The 20503-nt window shown below is 44.8% G+C and carries 16 protein-coding genes and 4 tRNA genes; 14 read left to right on the top strand and 6 right to left on the bottom strand.

The features are described from left to right. Positions 1-152 precede the first annotated feature (152 nt). From ACTXGK_RS27590 to rimI, 12 genes are all read left to right on the top strand, one after another. The gene (locus tag ACTXGK_RS27590) at positions 153-1055 is read left to right on the top strand and encodes a hypothetical protein (protein ID WP_443514478.1); all 903 of its coding nucleotides are present in this window, start codon (positions 153-155) and stop codon (positions 1053-1055) included. Between the two features lie 182 nt (positions 1056-1237). Beyond that, complete coding sequence (locus ACTXGK_RS27585; protein ID WP_201600390.1) at positions 1238-2833, top strand: peptide chain release factor 3; 1596 nt, start codon at positions 1238-1240, stop codon at positions 2831-2833. A 226-nt stretch (positions 2834-3059) separates the two neighbouring features. After that, positions 3060-3905, top strand: a complete 846-nt coding sequence (locus ACTXGK_RS27580; RefSeq protein WP_443514477.1) for an RsiV family protein — start codon at positions 3060-3062, stop codon at positions 3903-3905. Positions 3906-4021: 116 nt separating this feature from the next. Then, positions 4022-5224 (top strand): FHA domain-containing protein, encoded by a 1203-nt coding sequence (locus ACTXGK_RS27575; protein WP_443514476.1) that lies wholly within the window; start codon positions 4022-4024, stop codon positions 5222-5224. Positions 5225-5461: 237 nt separating this feature from the next. Continuing rightward, the gene (gene trpE, locus ACTXGK_RS27570; RefSeq protein WP_443514475.1) at positions 5462-6958 is read left to right on the top strand and encodes an anthranilate synthase component I; all 1497 of its coding nucleotides are present in this window, start codon (positions 5462-5464) and stop codon (positions 6956-6958) included. A gap of 194 nt (positions 6959-7152) precedes the next feature. Then, positions 7153-7228 (top strand) — tRNA-Thr (locus tag ACTXGK_RS27565). 67 nt (positions 7229-7295) lie between these two features. Beyond that, a tRNA-Tyr gene (locus ACTXGK_RS27560) sits at positions 7296-7379 on the top strand. 84 nt (positions 7380-7463) lie between these two features. After that, a tRNA-Gly gene (locus tag ACTXGK_RS27555) sits at positions 7464-7537 on the top strand. Positions 7538-7640: 103 nt separating this feature from the next. Next, positions 7641-7715: transfer RNA gene (locus ACTXGK_RS27550), tRNA-Thr, on the top strand. A 211-nt stretch (positions 7716-7926) separates the two neighbouring features. Next, the gene (locus tag ACTXGK_RS27545) at positions 7927-8244 is read left to right on the top strand and encodes a DUF6122 family protein (protein ID WP_071002261.1); all 318 of its coding nucleotides are present in this window, start codon (positions 7927-7929) and stop codon (positions 8242-8244) included. 276 nt (positions 8245-8520) lie between these two features. Further along, positions 8521-9711, top strand: coding sequence for an elongation factor Tu (gene tuf / locus ACTXGK_RS27540; protein WP_201599904.1), 1191 nt, complete (start codon positions 8521-8523; stop codon positions 9709-9711). A 193-nt stretch (positions 9712-9904) separates the two neighbouring features. Further along, entirely contained in the window at positions 9905-10402 is a 498-nt protein-coding gene (gene rimI, locus ACTXGK_RS27535; protein ID WP_443517533.1) for a ribosomal protein S18-alanine N-acetyltransferase, read from the top strand. A gap of 74 nt (positions 10403-10476) precedes the next feature. Here rimI and ACTXGK_RS27530 read toward each other — a convergent pair whose 3' ends face one another. Genes ACTXGK_RS27530 through trxB form a run of 3 tightly spaced genes read right to left on the bottom strand, consistent with a single transcriptional unit; the run spans position 10477 to position 12780 of the window. Continuing rightward, positions 10477-10911: a MerR family transcriptional regulator gene (locus ACTXGK_RS27530; RefSeq protein WP_443517532.1), complete on the bottom strand. Its 435-nt coding sequence runs from the start codon at positions 10909-10911 to the stop codon at positions 10477-10479. A gap of 33 nt (positions 10912-10944) precedes the next feature. Continuing rightward, entirely contained in the window at positions 10945-11757 is an 813-nt protein-coding gene (aat, locus tag ACTXGK_RS27525; RefSeq protein WP_443517531.1) for a leucyl/phenylalanyl-tRNA--protein transferase, read from the bottom strand. Next, positions 11758-12780, bottom strand: coding sequence for a thioredoxin-disulfide reductase (gene trxB, locus ACTXGK_RS27520; protein ID WP_087040698.1), 1023 nt, complete (start codon positions 12778-12780; stop codon positions 11758-11760). A 546-nt stretch (positions 12781-13326) separates the two neighbouring features. On the opposite strand from trxB, the gene ACTXGK_RS27515 reads away from it, so the two are divergent. Together ACTXGK_RS27515 and ACTXGK_RS27510 are read left to right on the top strand one after the other, a co-directional pair. Continuing rightward, entirely contained in the window at positions 13327-16605 is a 3279-nt protein-coding gene (locus ACTXGK_RS27515; protein WP_443517530.1) for a DNA translocase FtsK, read from the top strand. A 232-nt stretch (positions 16606-16837) separates the two neighbouring features. Further along, positions 16838-18331, top strand: coding sequence for an amidase (locus ACTXGK_RS27510; RefSeq protein WP_443517529.1), 1494 nt, complete (start codon positions 16838-16840; stop codon positions 18329-18331). Positions 18332-18380: 49 nt separating this feature from the next. Here ACTXGK_RS27510 and ACTXGK_RS27505 read toward each other — a convergent pair whose 3' ends face one another. The 3 genes from ACTXGK_RS27505 to ACTXGK_RS27495 form a co-directional block, all read right to left on the bottom strand. Continuing rightward, the gene (locus ACTXGK_RS27505; RefSeq protein ID WP_522910169.1) at positions 18381-19274 is read right to left on the bottom strand and encodes a DODA-type extradiol aromatic ring-opening family dioxygenase; all 894 of its coding nucleotides are present in this window, start codon (positions 19272-19274) and stop codon (positions 18381-18383) included. Between the two features lie 85 nt (positions 19275-19359). Then, the gene (gene rlmH, locus ACTXGK_RS27500; protein ID WP_443517528.1) at positions 19360-19848 is read right to left on the bottom strand and encodes a 23S rRNA (pseudouridine(1915)-N(3))-methyltransferase RlmH; all 489 of its coding nucleotides are present in this window, start codon (positions 19846-19848) and stop codon (positions 19360-19362) included. An 89-nt stretch (positions 19849-19937) separates the two neighbouring features. After that, positions 19938-20486: a DUF421 domain-containing protein gene (locus ACTXGK_RS27495; RefSeq protein WP_443517527.1), complete on the bottom strand. Its 549-nt coding sequence runs from the start codon at positions 20484-20486 to the stop codon at positions 19938-19940. Between the last annotated feature and the right edge of the window lie 17 nt (positions 20487-20503).

Below are 20503 nucleotides of genomic sequence, written 5' to 3'. Positions count from 1 at the left end.
GACAAGTTTGTAAATATGACTTTCAGAGCTATCTACCATAACAGTAGATGCTGATGCTAATAGACAGAATGACCGAAGCCAGCTATGTGGTGGGTCATACTAATATCATCAAATTGGGTGATAAAAAATCTAAATCATAAGGACATTGTTCGATGAATAGAGTGGTTGCGATATCTGGTGTTTTCTTCTGGTCAATGCTTGCTTTGATAGGCTGCGAAGTAGATGACGGCAGTTATGGTTCTGATAGCAACAATATTACGCTGACGAGCTTTGCCAATAGTTACGATAGTAAGGCCAACGATACCGCCATTGCGCGCATCGATGAGACCTATCGTACAGGCGCACGCAACATCAAAACCACCAATCTCATTAACAGTTATAGCAACCAGAGCCTAAATGATTTAGACAGAACGGTACTGGCAGATAATTTCGAAGGTCGACTCGAAAACAAAGACATCGAAGTCAATGGTCGCACGGTCAAACGCCCCATTTATGAAAAAAACAGTAATAACAAACTAGGCTACGAAACCACCTATCAAACACTCAACTTATCAGGTCTAACGACTCGTAGTTATAGTGCTGGCATGAATATCGAAGACCGCCGAGGTATTCTTACGGATTTGAGCAATTACTCCAACATTCCATCTAATATTGCCTTTCCTGAAGGCTCCGTTTGTTATATTCCAGTCGTGACAAGCGAGCGCTCGTTTTTGGCTTTCAATGACAAAAATAAGACAGGCTATTCGTCATTGGAAAAATGGATCGAAGCTGCCAAACAACGCTTTAGTGATGACAGAGATCATAGAACTTCTCAATTTGGTGTTGGTATAGCAAATAAGCAAAAAGCGGCGCAAGTGATGTTCTTTGAATATAAAAATCAACCTGCCTATGAATATAGTGGCGTTGAATATGGGAAGGATATTTATGAGGCAAATTATGTTGCCAAAGGTAGCACCGATCCGAATATAGATAGCCGCTTTGGCGTGGTAGATTGTACGCTTGTTAATGAGGTCGCAGGAGACTTCTTAGCTGAGCAAATCAAGCGCTATTATTAGAATCAAGCAAGTCCTACGCTGACGGTTAAAAATTCTGTTAACACGCTTTGTCTGACTGACAGAGCGTGTTTTTTTATACGCTAACTCTGCACCCTAACGCTAAATCGGCTACAATACGCTCATTATTGATTTTATTTATTTAGATTAACTTCTAAATGACACAACTGTTGAAGCTGAAAATTATGAGCGTAGATCCAAAAAAACTAACCAAAGAAGTGGCCAAGCGCCGCACCTTTGCTATTATCTCGCATCCCGATGCCGGTAAGACCACCATGACCGAAAAGCTGCTGTTATGGGGACAAGCGATTCAGGTAGTGGGCGAAGTCAAAGGCCGTAAGACCGATCGTCATGCGACCTCAGATTGGATGAGTATGGAGCAAGAGCGTGGTATCTCAATCACCACGTCTGTCATGCAGTTCCCGTACAAAGACCACATGGTCAACCTATTAGACACCCCAGGTCACGCCGACTTTAGTGAAGATACTTATCGTACCTTGACCGCAGTGGATAGCGCATTGATGATGGTGGATGGCGCAAAAGGTGTCGAAGAACGAACCATCAAGCTGATGGAAGTTTGTCGCATGCGCGATACGCCAATCATTTCGTTCGTCAACAAGCTCGATCGCCAGATTCGTGAGCCACTTGAGCTACTGAGTGAAATCGAAGCAGTACTAAAGATTAAATGCGTGCCAGTCACGTGGCCGATTGGTATGGGACAGGATTTTGTTGGGGTGTATCACCTTGCAGAAAACAAAACCTACTTATACGAGAAAGGCAACGGCGGCAAGATGACCGTTTCTGAAACTCGTGAGGGTTATGATTATCCTGATATCCGCGAGCGTCTCGGGCAGTTGATGTTTGATGCTTTTGAGGAGTCGCTCGAGCTGGTACAGATGGCGCTAGAAGAGTTCAGCGTTGACGCGTTTTTAGCGGGCGAGATGACGCCAGTATTGTTTGGTACGGCATTGGGTAACTTTGGTGTCAACATGGTACTTGATACCTTGGTCAAATACGCGCCGCCACCAAAAGCCCATCCAACGACTGAGCGTAAAGTATCAGCAACCGAGACCGATTTCACAGGTTTTGTCTTTAAGATTCAGGCAAATATGGATCCACGTCACCGTGACCGTATTGCGTTCTTGCGCGTGTGCTCAGGCAAGTACGAAAAAGGCATGAAAATGAAGCACGTGCGTCTGGGTAAAGACGTCCGTATTGCTGATGCGCTGACCTTTTTGGCAGGCGACCGCGAGGCGCTAGAAGAAGCCTATCCGGGCGATATTATTGGTTTGCACAACCACGGAACCATCTCTATCGGTGATAGCTTCACTGAAGGCGAGGAGTTGAGCTTTACCGGTATTCCTCATTTTGCCCCTGAATTGTTCCGCCGTGTGGTGCTAAAAGATCCGCTTAAATCAAAAGCCCTGCAAAAAGGTCTACAGCAATTAAGCGAAGAGGGCGCCACGCAGGTATTTATGCCGCAGATTAATAACGATTTGGTATTGGGCGCGGTTGGTGTACTACAGTTTGAGGTGGTCGCGCATCGTCTCAAAGAAGAGTACAAAGTGCAATGTACCTTTGAGCCAGTATCGATTGCCACCGTGCGCTGGATTCACTGCGATGATGAAGTGGCCTTGGCGAAGTTCAAGAAAAAAGCCCATGACCAATTATCATTAGATGGTGGTGGTTATTTGACTTACCTTGCGCCATCACGTGTCAACTTGCAATTGATGCAAGATCGTTATCCAGAAATCACCTTTAGCAGCACGCGTGAGCATTAAAACGACTGTTATCAAATCAGCCGTATCACTGTATTGTTCATTGATTAAGACACGCTAGCCGTGTCTTTTTTATTGTCCGTTATTTATGCGGCAAATGAGTCAAGAGAGGTTTTGAGTGAGTAGCAACACTTCAAAAACACAAACAGTGTTCCTACAATACAGCGTCATTGTTACGGTAGAATGTTATGCAACACTTTATATTTATAAAAAGGGATGTATGAAAGCTATGGTTCAATCTCATCTTAATAGGTTCACGCTGACGCATATTTCTTCAGGCAGAGTAGGGCGTATACGGCGAATTGGTCTCTTAGCAAGCGGTTTACTGATGAGTGCCGCTAGTCTGTCCGCAAATGCAGGTAGCCTGATCAGCTCAACAGAGTATCTCGATTATCAGCTACCAGAAAAAATTCAAAAGATGTGCACTGAGCGCGATAATTGCCCAGAAATTGAGGTTAAATATCTTAAGACCAATCATGGCTGGATAGATAAGACAGTCAATGCACGTATCGATAATTTAGTGGTGAATAGCAAGCCAACTGAATCAGCACCTATTAAGACAAAAAGCAGTCAGGCAGACGTCACGGCTGCGATTAATGACTTTGCGACATCGCAGTTTCAAGATATGCCTGAAGAGGTTTCGTGGGCTTATAGCTTGATGGTGACGCCTGATTACTTGGGTCATGTTAATAACTTTGAGCTGTTTGAAATCAACTCCTACGTCTTTACTGGTGGTGCACACGGCATGCCTTATAGCGAGTATCTAACGTTTGATCTGACCACCAAAAAACAAGTTACCCTTGATGACATGCTGATCAAAGGCAAAAAGCCTCGTTTTGAAGCACTCGCGCATGATGCGTACAAAGCATGGGTTAAAACGGTCGCTGATGATGTCAGTAGCTATGAGCAGAGCTGGCCGTTTATGCTGAGCGACAATGTGACCTTGACAGAGACAGGGATCAACATTCGTTATCAGCACTATTCTATTGGTCCATACGCCTACGGTATGCCTGTATTGAGCATTCCGTATAGTCAGCTTGATAAAGTCATTAAGCCTCACTTCATACCAAAATAGACCAAGCACATGACCACTAATTATGCTCTCTATCATAGAGTGATTAGTGAATAAAAATTGATAGTAATTTGCTTAAAATCGTTTGAAAATTAATAGAAAAAATAAGGAGTGATAGCATGACGAACAATACAGATAGCGTGAGCACGACAGCAGAGATGGATACTTGGCAACTGAATGCGTTAACAGAGGCATTGGGTGATCTGACGCTGACAGTTAATGATAGCTTGTCTATTGGTCGTGGCAGTGATAATGACGTGGTACTAGGCAGCAAGCAAGTATCTCGCAATCATGCCATTCTAAGTATACTTGATGGTCAGTTATACGTAAAAGATTTGGACTCTTCTAACGGTACCTTTATCAACGACCAACGTATCGCGGGCAACGAATCAAACCTTCTACAGGCTGAGGATACGCTTGGATTTGCAAGCTTTAGCTTTCAGGTACAAGCGCCTGTCGCTGCTAAAGCAGATGAGACACTAGAGCCAGTCACAACAGAAGCTGCAGTAAGTAATGTCAGTGATGAGACTGCCCCAGCAGAAGCCACTGAGAATTTGCACGACGAATATATCATCGAAGAACATATCGCCAGCGAGCCAATCGTAAAGCAAACGAATATTGAAGAGATTTTACCCGCTGCAGAAGATACAGAAACGTCACCTATCGATACTACTTCAGACACCGTAGTAGATTCAGCAAGTGCGCCTGTAGTTGACAGAGCGGAAGTAACTGAACCAGCGCCTCAAGAGTCTCAAGAGCCAGTAGTCAAAGAGACAGGTATCGACGATGTCTTGTCGGCCGCAGAAAGTGCTACGCCTGCATCGATTGAAACAGCACCAGAAGAGTCAGAGATAGTATCTGAGACGTCTGTATCTGAAACGCCTGTATCAGCAGCGACTGAGTCAACAGCAATGGAGTCAGAAGCTGTGACGACTACAGAGCCGTTGACCCCAACAGTATCTACTGATGATGAACCATCAGTATCGCAGCCAACAGTAAGTGAAGAACCAGTAGTAAGTGAAGAGCCAGTAGTAAGTGAAGAGCACGATAAAACGACAAAGACTGAATTACAAGAAGAAGCCGATCCTGAGGTTTTAAAAGCCAAGCAAGCAGCGACCGCGCAATTTTCGGGTACGGCCAACTTAGGGCAGGCTCATGATCTTGGCACTGAAGGTAATAATGCCAAGGATCAAGAAATCAGTAATCCAGCTCATACAGGACAAGTAGAGAAAAAATCTAGCGGTGGTTGGTTTATATGGGTATTTGCTGCCATTTTGATTATTGGCTTGGCATTATGGCTATTTAACATGGGCGTTATGTAGTGACATCAATCCATAGTTTGAATGCTATCGTTTGTCTATAGCTATCCTAATTGATAAGCAGTCTGTTACCTCAGTTTCTCTATGAAGGTTAAGACCTGAACTTAGCTGTCGTATGATTCGTCATTCAAGCAAACTGCTTTTTATAGCGCCAACATTCAAATAAGGTGTTGGCGCTATATTTTATGGTTCAGTCCACTGTTTTATTTTTTACCATTATGCTGCTAAGAGAGCGTTACTATGATGACTTTCCAAGAATATCAAGCGTTTAAAGATCGGGGTTTTAGTCATGCACCCTTAGTAAAAAAACGTTTGATGGATGCACAGACGCCAGTGTCTGTATTTTCCAAAGTACGTGATCTAAACGGTTCTGCTTATTTGTTTGAGTCTGTGGTAGGCGGTGAGCGCTGGGCAAGATACTCGATGATCGGTCTGGGTAGTGACCTTATTTTACAGTACGCTGATGGCAATATGACCACCAAGCGGAACGATCATATCGATACAGAAGCAGTAGATAATCCTTTTGATTATATCCGTCAGCTGATGGCACAGTATCAGATGCCGACCGCTGAAGATGTGCCCACCATGCCAAGCTTTAGCGGCGGCCTAGTCGGTTATTTTGGTTACGACATGGTACGTATCATTGAGCCTAGTGTGGGCCTATCTGACGCACCCAATCCGATGTCGATGCCGGATATGTGGCTGATGCTTTCAATGAGTGTCATTGTTTTTGATAATTTAGAAAATACCTTATCGATTATCGTCTATGCTGACTGTCAAACCGAGGAGGGCTACAGCTTAGCTATCCGTGAGTTAGAAAAAATCGAAGAGAAGTTGGCAGAACCGTCCAATTTGTCCGCGCCAGTGATGCCCACACCAAAATTTATCTCGCAAACAGGTATGGAAAAGTACTGCAGCGACGTTAAGAAAATAAAAGACTATATCGCAGCAGGCGACGTCATGCAGGTGGTTCCAGCACAGCGGTTGACGGCGGATTATACAGGCGACTCTCTAGCCGTCTATCGTGCATTACGGTATCTAAATCCATCGCCGTATCTGTTTTTGGTGCATGGCTATACGCTTGATGATCACAAGCGCTTCGATATCATTGGCGCTTCTCCTGAAATCCTGTCCCGTATCGAAAACGGCAAAGTCACTGTACGACCACTCGCAGGGACACGTAAGCGTGGTCAAGACGAAGCGGAGGATCTGGCACTTGAACAAGAGCTGCTCAATGATGAAAAAGAGACTGCTGAGCACTTAATGCTTATTGATTTGGGTCGCAATGATATCGGCCGTGTTTGTGAATATGGCAGTGTTAAAGTCACAGAAAAAATGTTTATTGAGCGCTACTCACAAGTGATGCACATCGCGTCCAATGTGGAGGGTACGATAAGGTCTGATAAAGACGCGCTAGATGTATTTTGTGCCACGTTTCCAGCGGGTACACTATCAGGCGCGCCCAAGATTCGCGCGATGCAAATCATTGACGAGATAGAGCCAGTACGTCGGACAGTATTTGGTGGTTCAGTGGGCTATCTAGGTTGGAATGGCAATATGGATACCGCCATTGCTATTCGTACAGCAGTGATGCGCCGCGGTGAAATCCATATCCAAGCAGGCGCAGGTGTTGTTGCTGATTCTGTGCCGGAAGCGGAGTGGGATGAAACCAATAAAAAAGCATTGGCATTGGTAAAAGCGGTAAAAATGGCCTGTAATGGGTTACGTATTCGCTAGTTATATAGCCAGCTATGCAGCGCATATAATCACAATAGATCAGAAAAGCAATTACGTTGTTATTTTTCTCTCAAAAAAATAATAACGTAATCAGTAGCTTAAATATTATTATTAAAATAATTGAAAAAAAGATAAAAAAGGGCTTGCGCATCTCAAAATATTTGATAGAATAGCCACCACTTTAGAGAGAACAAGCCGACTTAGCTCAGTTGGTAGAGCAACTGACTTGTAATCAGTAGGTCGCCAGTTCGATCCCGGCAGTCGGCACCATCTCTTTTAAAGTAGCTTTTTATGAATTTGTCTTAAATGAAAGTCATTTTTGTTCAAAGCACCCTTAGGTGGGATTGGGGAGCGGTCAAACCCAACAGACTGTAAATCTGTCGCGAAAGCTTCGAAGGTTCGAATCCTTCTCCCACCACCATATTTTTTAAAAGTTTGTTATAGCGCCAAGCATGCTCTATATAGTTTCTAACTCTCAACTAGAGTTATTAAGATTAGAGTAAATGCGGGTGTGGTATAATGGTAACACCTTAGCCTTCCAAGCTAATGACGCGGGTTCGATTCCCGCCACCCGCTCCATATATACACCATCGCAAAGCCTATTAATTATTCATCACGACATCAGTTATTATTGCTGTATCGTGATATTTTTTTTAGTGCAGCTCAAAGGTTTACACTATACGCTCATATAGCTCAGCGGTAGAGCACTCCCTTGGTAAGGGAGAGGTCTCGAGTTCAATTCTCGATATGAGCTCCATTTATTATGTAAGTCCTCTATGCTTGTTTTGCTATTTATATATAGCTTTGCGTCGATATCGAAAATATAAAATATTGAAACATATAAAATTAGTACGACAGGTAATGATTTAAAGGTGACACTGAGGTGTTGCCTTTTAGTGCTGTCAGCATATTAATAAATATTGTTTTTAATGATTCGATATCAATAGAATTAAAACTGGTAGACGAGTATGCAAACGTTTATACATTACTTTTTGCATTTTGGTTTCCCTCTCGTTATCGCAGTTGTATTTTTTAAGAAAGAGTGGAAAAAAGCATATCTGATATTGCTCGCGACTATGTTAGTTGATTTGGATCACTTAGTCGCAGACCCGATTTTTCAGGCTAATAGATGTAGCATTAATTTCCATCCGTTACATACGTATTATGCAATGCTGGTATATGTTGCTTTACTCTTTTTTCGTAAGCCTTTTAACATCATTGGAATTGGATTGCTTTTTCATATGTTAACGGATTTTACGGATTGTTTGATGATGTCATCTAGCTGATATAATAGCGTTGCACATCGAGCCGTTAAACGGTTATAAGTAGTAGCATGTTTGAGACCTCTCTAGGCAATAGAAAAACAGGTTTCGAGCAAGAGATATATGACTATTAAAGATAAGTCGGCGTATAATAACGGATACAAAAATTAGTTCGAAGTGCTGTTTGATAAGAAGCAGTGATTCGTGCGGTTGATAGCTAGGTTTATGATGAGTTAGTTTTATTATGAGCCATTAAACAGCTTTTTATTGATCATTCACCAAAAAAAAGAGGAAATACCCATGGCAAAGGCCAAGTTTGAACGTAGCAAGCCACACGTCAACGTCGGTACCATCGGACACGTTGACCATGGTAAAACCACCCTTACCGCTGCAATCGCAACCGTAGCTGCAATCACCTCTGGTGGCGAAGCAAAAGACTACGCGTCTATTGACTCAGCACCAGAAGAAAAAGCACGTGGTATCACCATCAACACCTCACACGTAGAATATGACACAGACAGCCGTCACTACGCACACGTAGATTGCCCAGGTCACGCCGATTATGTTAAAAACATGATCACCGGTGCCGCTCAGATGGACGGCGCAATCCTAGTTGTATCAGCAACTGACGGCCCTATGCCACAGACTCGTGAACACATCTTGTTGTCACGTCAGGTTGGCGTACCATACATCATCGTATTCATGAACAAATGTGACATGGTAGATGACGAAGAATTACTTGAGCTAGTAGAAATGGAAGTTCGTGAACTACTGAACGACTATGACTTCCCAGGTGATGACACCCCAATCATCCACGGTTCTGCTACTGAAGCCCTAAAAGGCTCACAAGAAAAATACGGCCAACCAGCCGTTGTAGAACTACTAGGCGTACTAGACACCTACATCCCAGAACCAGAGCGTGACGTTGACAAAGCATTCCTAATGCCAATCGAAGACGTATTCTCAATCTCAGGTCGTGGTACCGTAGTAACCGGCCGTGTTGAATCTGGTATCGTAAAAGTTGGTGACGAGATCGAAATCGTTGGTATCCGTGACACTCAAAAAACCACCTGTACTGGTGTAGAGATGTTCCGTAAACTGCTTGACGAAGGTCGTGCTGGTGAGAACTGTGGCGTACTACTACGTGGTACTAAGCGTGAAGACGTACAACGTGGCCAAGTACTAGCGAAGCCAGGTTCAATCACGCCTCACACCAAGTTTGACGCAGAAGTATATGTACTGTCAAAAGAAGAGGGTGGTCGTCACACACCATTCCTAAACGGCTATCGTCCACAGTTCTACTTCCGTACCACTGACGTAACTGGCGCAATCCAATTACAAGACGGTACTGAAATGGTCATGCCTGGTGATAACGTTGAGATGGGCGTAGAGCTTATCCACCCAATCGCTATGGACAAAGGTCTTCGCTTCGCAATTCGTGAAGGCGGCCGTACTGTAGGCGCTGGTGTTGTTGCTAACGTATTGAACTAATCATTAAGTCTCAGTAATGAGAACTTGAGTTAGTCAGAAAAGAGCCACCCTATCTAGGGTGGCTTTTTTTATTGGTATTGGAAAAGGGTTAGTTACTTATTTATATAATTATATTTTCATATCACTGGATCATTAATCGATAAACGTGCGATAAGATTTATGTATACAATTTCAGCATAATAAAAGGACAGTCATGTTTCTGATAGAAGCGTTATCAACCAATACAGCAGAGCTTGAACAAGCGGTTCAAGCTGTAGCGAATATCGAAGCCATCGTCCAGCCGCAAGACGCGTGGAGTTACCAGACTTTGATCGAACTACTTGAGCAAGACAGCATTAATATGCTGATCGTTTATAAGCATGAAAAAGAACAGCAAACCGAAGAGAGTAGCATTATTGGCTATTGCTTATATCAAATGGTGTTTGAGCAAGCAGAAGTTTTACGTATTGGCACGCATCCTGATTATCAACGACAAGGCATTGCTTCACAAATTATTGATAAGTTGCATAAAATATTGCAGAGTAATCAGGTGGAAAATTTGTTGTTAGAGGTACGAGCAGACAATCATGCTGCGATAGCGCTATATGAGAAGCAAGCATTTGCAGTCATTCATAGACGAAAAGGCTATTATCAGTCACCGAATCAGTCTGCAGTTGATGCGTTAATCATGCAACATGTCTATGGTGAGTGAAAAGAATAAATTCTCAAGTGATAAGCGTAGTTTCTTTAAAGGTAAATTATTTATCTCAACCAACGTTATCGTGTTTAACTTGATGGTATTGTCTTCTTACAGATATTAGTGTCTAATTGATAGTTGCTGTCTGCTTTCATCCGTGCAAGAACGTCTATACGCTCGCTCAATAACTCTACCATCACGCTTATATTGGCTTGCTGTTTTCTGACTTGTTCTAGCTTTTGCTGAGTCAGCATGAGCTGCAAATCAATATCCAATTGGCCATCGTAATAATCGTTTAAGCTGTTTTTGATTTCAGTAAGGGTAAAACCGATGGCCTGTGCGCTTTTAATTAGCTCAATACGCTCGACACACTCGGGATGAAACTCAGTATATAAACGTGAGCCTGCTTGACGCTTACGTGACCTTAGTAGGCCCAACTGCTCATAATGACGCACGGTGTCTTTGGTTGTATTGGCTTTTGCTGCCAGCTCTCCGATTAGCAGAAATGAGGTATCAAGCGCCATAAAATTCTCTTAACTCTTTAGCTTTTGTAGACTTCATGATTGATGCTGCCAAGGATTTGTCGTATCGAGAAGGGATACGGCTAATGGTTTGTGAGAATTATTGTGCCAATTGATGGAGCGACTGCTTATTAAGCGGTCTAATTGAGCAAGAAAGTCAGGACGCGGTAGAGTAGTGGCACCCAAGCTCATGAGATGATCATTAGGTAACTGGCAGTCGACAAGTGCAACATGACTTTGCTCACACAAGCGTATCAATCCCCAAAACGCGAGTTTTGACGCATTAGAGGCACGATGAAACATAGATTCGCCAAAGTAGATGCCGTTTATTTTTAGCCCATAAAGTCCACCAATGAGCTGACCTGCCTCATCCCACACCTCAATGCTATGGGCAAAGCCTTGCGCATGCAGTTTGGTATAAGCCTCAATCATCTCTTCATGAATCCAAGTGTGTTCGCCTTCGGGCAGGTCATTATTAAGACTATCGCTACGAGGCAGACTACAGGCATGTATGACATCACCAAAAGCTTGATTGAGCGTCAATTGCCAACGCGCGCGACTTGCTTGCTTGCGCAGGGACTTACTCGGTTGATAATCAGATGGGACGATCACACAACGTGGCTCAGGACACCACCAAGCGATAGGCTCATCTTCATTGAACCATGGAAACAGCCCCTGTGCATAAGCAGATATCAATGTATCGGGTGCAAGATCGCCACCCATTGCGACAATGCCAATGCCACCAGGATCGATAGAGATAGGATCAGGAAAGTCATAACGCCCAAGACTCTTTAAAGTCTCAGGCGTGATGTATTGATGGTTGTCGTTGAGCTGTGTGAAGTTATTCATTTAGTCTTCTTGATCAGCAGTCAGGGTTGAGGCATACGTATGGTCTTTCGCCGTTGCCTCACCGATAGCATCTAAGTACTTCTCAGCATCCAGCGCTGCCATACAGCCAGTACCAGCAGAGGTAATAGCTTGACGATAGACATGATCAGCCACGTCACCTGCGGCAAACACACCTTCGATACTGGTTTGCGTGGCATTACCATTAAGACCACTATTGACGACCAGATAGCCATCTTTCATATCCAATTGACCTTTGAATAGGTCGGTATTAGGCTTATGACCGATGGCGACAAACATACCCATTGTATCTAGTTGTTTGGTGCTGCCATCAATCATTGATTCGATAACGACACCATTGACGCCCATGTCATCACCGACGACTTCTTTGACTTGATGGTTCCATTCGATTTTGACGTTACCGTTTTTGGCTTTTTCAAACAGCTTGTCTTGTAGGATTTTTTCAGAGCGTAAGCTATCACGGCGATGCACTAAAGTCACTTCAGAAGCAATGTTAGAGAGGTATAAGGCCTCTTCGACTGCCGTATTACCACCGCCAATCACGGCGACTTTTTGATCTTTATAAAAGAAACCGTCACAAGTGGCACAAGCGGATACGCCAAGCCCTTTAAATTTGGTTTCTGATTCTAGACCTAGGTACTGAGCAGAGGCACCTGTTGAGATAATCAGGGCATCACAAGTATAGGTGCCGTTGTTACCTGACAGCTCAAAAGGTCGTACATTCAAGTTAACATCATTGATATGGTCGTAAACCAATTCTGTACCGAAACGCTCAGCATGTGCCTTCATACGCTCCATCAATGCAGGACCGGTCAAATCATGTGCATCGCCTGGCCAGTTATCGACTTCAGTGGTGGTAGTTAATTGGCCACCCACTTCCATACCCGTTACCATAACAGGCTTAAGATTGGCGCGTGCTGCATAGACCGCAGCAGAGTAACCGGCAGGGCCTGAGCCTAAAATGATGAGCTTTTCGTGACGTGGAGCAGTAGTGTCAGTTGCCATGAGTTGTTCCTTTCTAAATATACGAATGAAAAATATGAGTTATAAATATAATAAAAAAACGTCAAGCGTTGCTACTAATATGGTTTTTCTAATTGCTGTGTGATAATAACATAAGGGTAGATAGCAAAAAGTGCAAGTTTGCTAAAACAAACACAGCTATCATTAGAATCAAAGCATAATAACCTTGAAATACTCGTGCTAGAAACAGCTGGTATTTTATAGGGTCTATACAAAATTGTTAGCAGTATTCTGTTAGTAACTTTTGGATTATTCGCAGATTTTTTGCGCAAATCGTACATTGATTTACTTTCTTGCACGCTTTCTTTATAAGAGTGTCGCCACTGTACCTATGTATTTGTTATTATAAGAAGTTATGCCAAGTGTGGCAGAGCTTAAGCGATGACTGCTATGCTCAGGCCTTTTGAGAGGTGAATCTCAACCAAACACTTTGCTAGGTACCTTTATATGTCAGCACTTTATGTCAGCATGATTAGACTTAGTCATGCACTGGCGACCATTTAGTATTAACAACAAGGCAGATTTTACGTGATATCAGCACCGCTTATTGAGTATTTAAAAAAGGGAATATTTACCCTCCTTGGGTTAATACTGGCTGTTTATTTGTTTGTTATTTTGATGACTTACACAGGCAATGATCCTAGCTGGTCGCACATCAGTAGTGATATGACGACCATTAACAATATGGGTGGGCAGACGGGCGCTTGGTTGTCCGACTTGCTCTATAGCTTTTTTGGCTATGGTGCATGGTGGTTTTTAGCGTTTGTGGTTTATGAGTCTATCCTTATTTGGTGGGACAATAAGCCGACGTTTTGGCTCATGCGACTGGTCGCTTATGTGTTTTTGCTGTTGAGCGCCAGTGCATTATTTGCACAACTGGTTGCCTTGGTTCAGCAAGTAGCCAATCCTGCCTCAACGGGACTTGAGGGCGTGGCTGGCGGTATCATCGGTCTTGAGTTGCAGGAACGTTTGGCACAGTTGTTATCGCAGTGGGGGAGTGTGGTTTTCTTGGCGGTATTTGTCGTGATTACGGCTACCTTTGCCTTTAACATCCATTGGCTTGCTATATATCAGAAGATTACAGCATTATCTTGGCATGGCTCAGGGTTGAAAAATAAAGACACGGTTCAAGCGGATCAACAAAGTAATGTCTCACAAAACGCTGATAACATCACAGAAAACAATCCCAATCAAACAGCCGAATACGAGCAGCTGCCACTTGAGCTGCAATCAGCTGACGATGCGAATAGAGCTCACGCAGTAGATAATAGTGGCAGATTCAGCAACGTATTGTCAGATTTTTTGTCGACGTCAGGATTGGCTGATAGTATGAAAGCCTCTATGGCGACAGCAAAAGCAGCAGCTACGTCTAGCGATGAAAAAAGTGAGCCACAATACGCGACCGCAGCGACTACTAATGCTACGGTTGGCAATACAGTCAGTGATACAAACACATCGGCGATATCAAACCCTACCGTAGCGCCTGCTCGTAAAGTTGAGCCAAGCTTTGCGTGGAATGATGCAAATACGGTTGATGATTTGCTCGCGCGTGAACAGATGGCTTATAGCACTAACAGCATAGATAATTCTACTGTGCCTAACTATGCACAGAGTGAAGTCGTCACTGACGTGTCACTAGAAGAAGCAGTACAAACATCTGTGGCAGCACCGATGTTAGAGGCAGCAGATCTATCTAATCTAGAAAAAGCTACTCAACCATCAATGGATGAATCAACGAATGGTAAAGCTGTCAATCAAGCTATCAATGAGCCGGAGGATTCTTACCCAGATGATACAACGGGGGATGTCGATAAGTTAGCAGAAGCGTGGTTGGCTGAGCATGGCGATATAGAGCCTGCTACAACCCATGTTACTGAGCAGCCAGCGCAAGAAGCGCGATCAAAGCCTGCGCCTGAAATGACTCCTAGTTTTTCAAATGCATCCTCTCATGAACAGAATGAACTGCCACATAGTGATGATTCACTATCTGTGTCTGAAATCTCAACGGCTCAGTCATCGATAGAAGTCGCTCCGCCAGTGTCAGGCGTCTCTGACATGACCCCAACCAATACGCCGCCTGCCAATCCAAAAGCGGCGCCAACTGTGGAAGCGGTCAGTTCGGCCTCAAATACGCAGCCTGTAGCCCCAGCTAAACCATCCGTCAGCTTTGCGGTACCAGAAGGTGATAGTAGCAACCATATCACTGACATGATGCCGGAGGATGATGCTACTGACGACACCAGTGCACCAGTTATGCCGCATATCAGTGACGATGCGGCGTTCAGTCAAAAATCACGCTCGATGCAGACGGCTGCCTATCGCAGTAGCCTAACCCCTATTCCAGATGTGTCTATATTGGACAAGCCTGACCCTGACCGTAAGCCTAGCTATACCATTGCTGAGCTTGAGCAATTATCTGAATTGTTAGAGATCAAGCTCCAAGAGTTCAATGTAAAAGCCAACGTCGTCAACGCTATCCCAGGGCCTGTCGTAACTCGCTTTGAAGTCGAGCTTGCGGCTGGCGTAAAGGCAAGTAAAGTCACTGGTATTTCGCGTGACTTGGCGCGCTCATTATCGATGGCCTCATTGCGTGTGGTCGAGGTCATCCCTGGTAAGCCGTATATCGGTATCGAAGTGCCCAATAAGAAACGTGAAATGGTGCGCTTGATTGAACTATTGAATACCGAAAAGTTTAAAGATCCTAAAGCACAAATCAGTATGGCGATGGGTAAAGACATCGGTGGCAACCCCATCATTACTGACCTTGCTCGCGCACCGCACATGCTGGTCGCTGGTACCACAGGCTCTGGTAAATCTGTACTGGTCAACTCGATGCTATTATCGATGTTACTCAAGTACACGCCTAATGAGCTGCGTCTGATCTTGATTGATCCAAAGCAGCTCGAGCTGGCTAACTATAATGACATTCCACATCTACTAACGCCCGTTGTCACCGATATGACCGAGGCTGCTAGCAGCTTGTCATGGTGCGTGGCCGAGATGGAACGTCGTTATCAGCTAATGAGCTTACTCAAGGTTCGTAAGCTCAATGAGTTTAATAAAAAAGTCATCGCGGCAGAAAAGTCAGGCAATCCAATGCTTGATCCTCTCTGGCGACCGAATGACAGCGTGAGTATCAGCCAAGCGCCAAAGCTCAAAACCTTACCGATGATTGTTATTGTCGCGGATGAGTTTGCCGATATGATCATGCAGGTGGGTAAGCAAGCCGAAGAGTTAATCACGCGCTTGGCGCAAAAATCACGTGCTGCTGGTATTCACTTGATGTTAGCTACTCAGCGTCCATCAGTCGATGTCATTACGGGTTTGATCAAAGCCAACATTCCCGTGCGTGCGGCACTACGTGTGAACTCAAAAGTCGATTCGCGTACCATTTTGGATAGTGGCGGTGCTGAGGACATGCTGGGTAACGGTGATATGTTGTTCTTGGGGCCAGGGCAAATCGAGCCAGATCGTGTGCATGGTGCTTATGTCAGTGATGAAGAAGTCAACCGTGTCTGTGACGCATGGCGTGAGCGCGGTGCTCCCGATTATATTGACAACATGGCAGGCAACTTTGAATTATCTAGTCCGGGCGGTGGTAGTAGTGCCAATGCTTCTGGTGAAGATGATGATCTATATAATGATGCGGTCGCCTTTATTATGGAAACGCGTAAGGTCTCAGCTTCTAGTATCCAGCGTAAGTTCAGCATCGGCTATAATCGTGCCGCCCGTATTGTCGACTCGATGGAAGACGCTGGACTGGTCAGCTCGATGGGCAAAAGTGGTAAGCGCGAATTGTTAATGTAGCGCTTAGTATTGAATTGATAATGAAAAAACGAGTCATAAAAGTGGCTCGTTTTTTTTATGAAAGAGATTTAAGATTAATTTCATTTATAAGCGCATAAGTTACCAAAACTTTCAAATGACCAGTGAGTTTGTTTATCAACCATAAGTCGTGGTTTTTTATAATAAACTGACAGTTACTGATGAAATAAGTATTCCAAAATTTACTACAATTACTCTCCAAGGAAGGTCAGTTATGTTTAAAGAATATACCCAATACGATGCACTCGCCTTAGCGGCACTGGTTAATTCAGGTGAGGTCAGCGCAAAGGAGTTGCTGGACGCAGCCGTTTATCAGGCCAATAAACTCAATCCCAAGCTAAATGCCATTATTCACCGTTTCGATGAGCGCGCTTATAACGCTGCGCAGGCAGGTTTACCATCTGGTGTGTTCAATGGCGTACCTTATTTGCTAAAAGACTTGTCATTTAGTTTTACGGATGAACCCATCACGATGGGCAGCCGCAGTGTGAATATCCTTTCAGAAAAAGACAGCGAAATCGTCAAGCGAATGAAAGCCACGGGCGTGAACACCTTTGGTAAGACTAACACTCCTGAGTTTGGTTTGATTATCACCACTGAGCCAAAAGCACATGGTGCTACTCATAATCCTTTTAAAAAAGGTTATAGCTCTGGTGGCTCATCGGGTGGTAGTGCAGCAGCAGTGTCGAGCGGTATCGTACCGATGGCAGGCGCTGGTGATGGCGGCGGCTCGATACGGTTTCCGGCTGCTTGGTGCGGTGCGTTTGGCTTAAAACCAAGCCGTGGTCGTAATCCGCTTGGTCCTAATCTTGGTGAAGGGTGGGATGGGGCAGTTGCCGATCATGTGATTACACGCTCGGTACGTGACAGTGCCGCGATGCTCGATGCCACCAGTGGTGCGGAGATTGGTGCGCCTTATGTCATTGCGCCGCCAGATGGCACGTTTCTGCAAGCGGCGATGCGTGCACCGCGACCATTAAAAATCGCTTTGCAGCAGCAGCCACTGATTGCCAATACCGTAGTGGACAAAGAAGTTCTTGCTGTACTGGAGCAAACTGCCAAGCAATTAGAGTCTATGGGGCATCAGGTCATACCCGCTGAGCCAAATATCAATATCGAGCAGTTTTGGCACGATTTTATCGTGGTGGTCTGCGCGCATACTGCCTTTACGATTGATAATATCGAGCGTGAGTTTGGGTCCGCCCATGTCAAAAACCTAGAACCGCAAACCTACAACATGGCGCTACTCGGACGTTCGCTATCAGCAGTGGACTTGGTTCATGCCAAACACGGTTGGCATAACAGTCAGTATCAAACGGGACTGTTATTAGAAACCTACGATATGATTTTATCCCCGACCGTGCCAACACCTGCGGTCAAACACGGCGTGCTACCACCCAGCCGCATGGATGAGATGATGATGCGTGGCGCTGGGGTACTTAATAAAGGTTTTGATATGGGCAGATACGCCTTTAGCTCGGGGATGATCGAAAAGCTAAGCGCGCCTGTGCTAGGAAAAATGGGCTTCACGTTATTGGGTAACGTCACAGGATTGCCAGCCATGTCGGTGCCAGTCGGTATGAGTAAAAAAGGCTTGCCAATTGGTATGCAACTTATCGGACGTATGAATGATGAGGCGACTTTATTTAGTCTGGCAGGTGAGATGGAGCGTGCAGGTTTATTTACCAAACCTGCCTTTGAAAAGTAGGTTTGGTTTGTGTGCTTTGATTATATAAGTAGGCGCTAATAAATATGAGCTAATCAAAGCGATAGATATCCATACCCAAACTATGATGGGCCATACTCTGATGAACAACCGAGACGCGCTGACCGGCACCTAACGCAAAAAACAATGGCAGCAAATGCTCGTCACTTGGATGAATGTCTTTGTACTGTGGATATTGCTGCCAGTCGAGGGCAGTGGGTATGTCTATCTTGAGCTGCTGGAGCAACCACTGCTTAAATCCTTTAGCAGCCTGATCGATGCTGTCGGCTTCCCAGCGTAGCGCTTGTAAGTTGTGGGTGATATTACCTGAACCAATGACAAGAATTCGCTCATCACGCAGCTGCGCGAGCTGCGCGCCCAATTGATAGCAAGCAATGCTATCGTAATGCTGCGGTAGTGACACTTGAACGATAGGCACATCTGCCTCTGGGTACAGGTGTCTGAGCGGTGCCCAAACCCCATGGTCACAGGCACGCACTGGATTGACGCTACAAGTAATACCGCGCGCGGTGAGCTGCTGAGCAAGTGTCTCAGCCAGCGCTGGTTGACCTGATGCAGGATACTGAAGCTCGTACAGCTCAGGCGCAAAACCCGAGAAGTCATGCCACGTCTTTGGCTGCGGGTTACTGCTGATCTCAAGTTTTGCTGATTGCCAATGCGCCGACATAATAACGATAGCACGTGGTTTGGGTAAGTTTTGCCCGATACGTGCCAATGCGCTGGTCGTGGCAGATTGCTCAATCGCAAGCGTGGGTGCCCCGTGCGAGATAAATAACGCAGGTAGTTTGGATGCATTGGGCATTATAGCAGACGCACTTTCCCATGCCGCAGCAGAGGTAATAGGCGTCTGTACAGTGTCGTGATGATGGTCACGCTGATGCGTAGTCTGAGAGGCTTTGGATGTCGCGCGTTTTGGATATTTCATGTTCCATTTATTAGGGCATGCGCCAGTTTTTCAATCCGTTGCGTGACGGATATTTTTCGATTCAGTCTTCATTTTTGGTTCTGGTTTAATTACCGCGATGATAAGGGTGGTTATTATTGATACTCATCGCGCGGTATAGCTGCTCCATTAGTACAACGCGTACCAGCGGATGTGGCAATGTCAGTGCTGATAATGATAATTTTGCGTCGGCTTTTGCCAACACTGCTGGTGATACGCCATCTGCACCGCCGATGACCAACGCAATATCATCACCTTGCTGCATGCCATCAGCGAGTTTATCAGCTAATCCTTCTGTCGAAATCATCTTACCTTTGACGTCTAGTACCCATAATTGCTCACGGCTCGCGGCATTATGAGCGGCCAATATCGCCTGACCTTCTTGCTCACGGTACTGTGCTAGATTGGCATCTGATGGGTTTTTTGCCCGTTTTGCGGCGGCAATTTCCACAACTTCTGTGCTCAGCATGGGCTGAATACGCTTAAAATACTCATCAAAACCTGTTTGCACCCAGCTAGGCATCTTATTGCCAACGGTCAAAATTCTTACCTTCATAGTACGTACCATTTTTTAAATTGAAAAATTTTTACATCCGAGCACTGAATTTGAGTATTGATGGCCAGCAGTGCTTAATTATCTAATCACTACATCAAAGGGGTAATGGTCTCTGATACGCTGTGATCTACATCCTGCTCATCATCACTCGTATCGGCTTGGCGTTGTTTTGGAATCACGCTGAGCTTGGCGTCAGATTCGAAGACAATGGCTTCGATATCATCAAAATTATTGATACCTTCAGCACGCATCGCACATTCGATTTCTTGCCGAGTCAAGCGCTCGGCACGCATCGCCTCTGGCAAAAACTGTCCTTGATAAAAGACAATACGTGGATCAGACAAAATAACACTGCTAAATTGCGGTGAGATAGAGGCGTATTTGGTCACCAAAAACTGTAAGAGGTAGAGTACCAATATTGATGACACCCCTTCGATGAAAGGGATGTTTTTGAGCAAAATGGTACTGGCGCCCAATGAGCCAATCATTACCGTCACGATCCAATCAAAATTATTGAGCTGTGACGTCGAGCGTTTACCAGAGGCTTTGGTCACCAATACAATCAACACGTAGACCATAACAGTCGTTAAAACAATGCGCCCGAGCTTATCTATGTTGTCAAAAAAAACCGTTTCCATGATGTCTGCTCCTATCA

Source organism: Psychrobacter sp. T6-5 (assembly GCF_052258485.2).
Classification (GTDB): Bacteria; Pseudomonadota; Gammaproteobacteria; order Pseudomonadales; family Moraxellaceae; genus Psychrobacter.
The sequence above is the reverse complement of the archived record's forward strand: the minus strand, read 5'-3'. Positions and strand labels throughout refer to the sequence as shown.

Coding starts and splice junctions, on each gene's coding strand:
- rlmH (WP_443517528.1), bottom strand. CDS start 19,848: ATGAAGGTAAGAATTTTGACCGTTGGCAATAAGATGCCTAGCTGGGTG.
- ACTXGK_RS27505 (WP_522910169.1), bottom strand. CDS start 19,274: ATGAAATATCCAAAACGCGCGACATCCAAAGCCTCTCAGACTACGCAT.
- ACTXGK_RS27545 (WP_071002261.1), top strand. CDS start 7,927: ATGCAAACGTTTATACATTACTTTTTGCATTTTGGTTTCCCTCTCGTT.
- ACTXGK_RS27495 (WP_443517527.1), bottom strand. CDS start 20,486: ATGGAAACGGTTTTTTTTGACAACATAGATAAGCTCGGGCGCATTGTT.
- ACTXGK_RS27590 (WP_443514478.1), top strand. CDS start 153: ATGAATAGAGTGGTTGCGATATCTGGTGTTTTCTTCTGGTCAATGCTT.
- ACTXGK_RS27575 (WP_443514476.1), top strand. CDS start 4,022: ATGACGAACAATACAGATAGCGTGAGCACGACAGCAGAGATGGATACT.
- ACTXGK_RS27585 (WP_201600390.1), top strand. CDS start 1,238: ATGAGCGTAGATCCAAAAAAACTAACCAAAGAAGTGGCCAAGCGCCGC.
- rimI (WP_443517533.1), top strand. CDS start 9,905: ATGTTTCTGATAGAAGCGTTATCAACCAATACAGCAGAGCTTGAACAA.
- ACTXGK_RS27580 (WP_443514477.1), top strand. CDS start 3,060: ATGGTTCAATCTCATCTTAATAGGTTCACGCTGACGCATATTTCTTCA.
- ACTXGK_RS27530 (WP_443517532.1), bottom strand. CDS start 10,911: ATGGCGCTTGATACCTCATTTCTGCTAATCGGAGAGCTGGCAGCAAAA.
- trpE (WP_443514475.1), top strand. CDS start 5,462: ATGATGACTTTCCAAGAATATCAAGCGTTTAAAGATCGGGGTTTTAGT.
- aat (WP_443517531.1), bottom strand. CDS start 11,757: ATGAATAACTTCACACAGCTCAACGACAACCATCAATACATCACGCCT.
- ACTXGK_RS27510 (WP_443517529.1), top strand. CDS start 16,838: ATGTTTAAAGAATATACCCAATACGATGCACTCGCCTTAGCGGCACTG.
- tuf (WP_201599904.1), top strand. CDS start 8,521: ATGGCAAAGGCCAAGTTTGAACGTAGCAAGCCACACGTCAACGTCGGT.
- trxB (WP_087040698.1), bottom strand. CDS start 12,780: ATGGCAACTGACACTACTGCTCCACGTCACGAAAAGCTCATCATTTTA.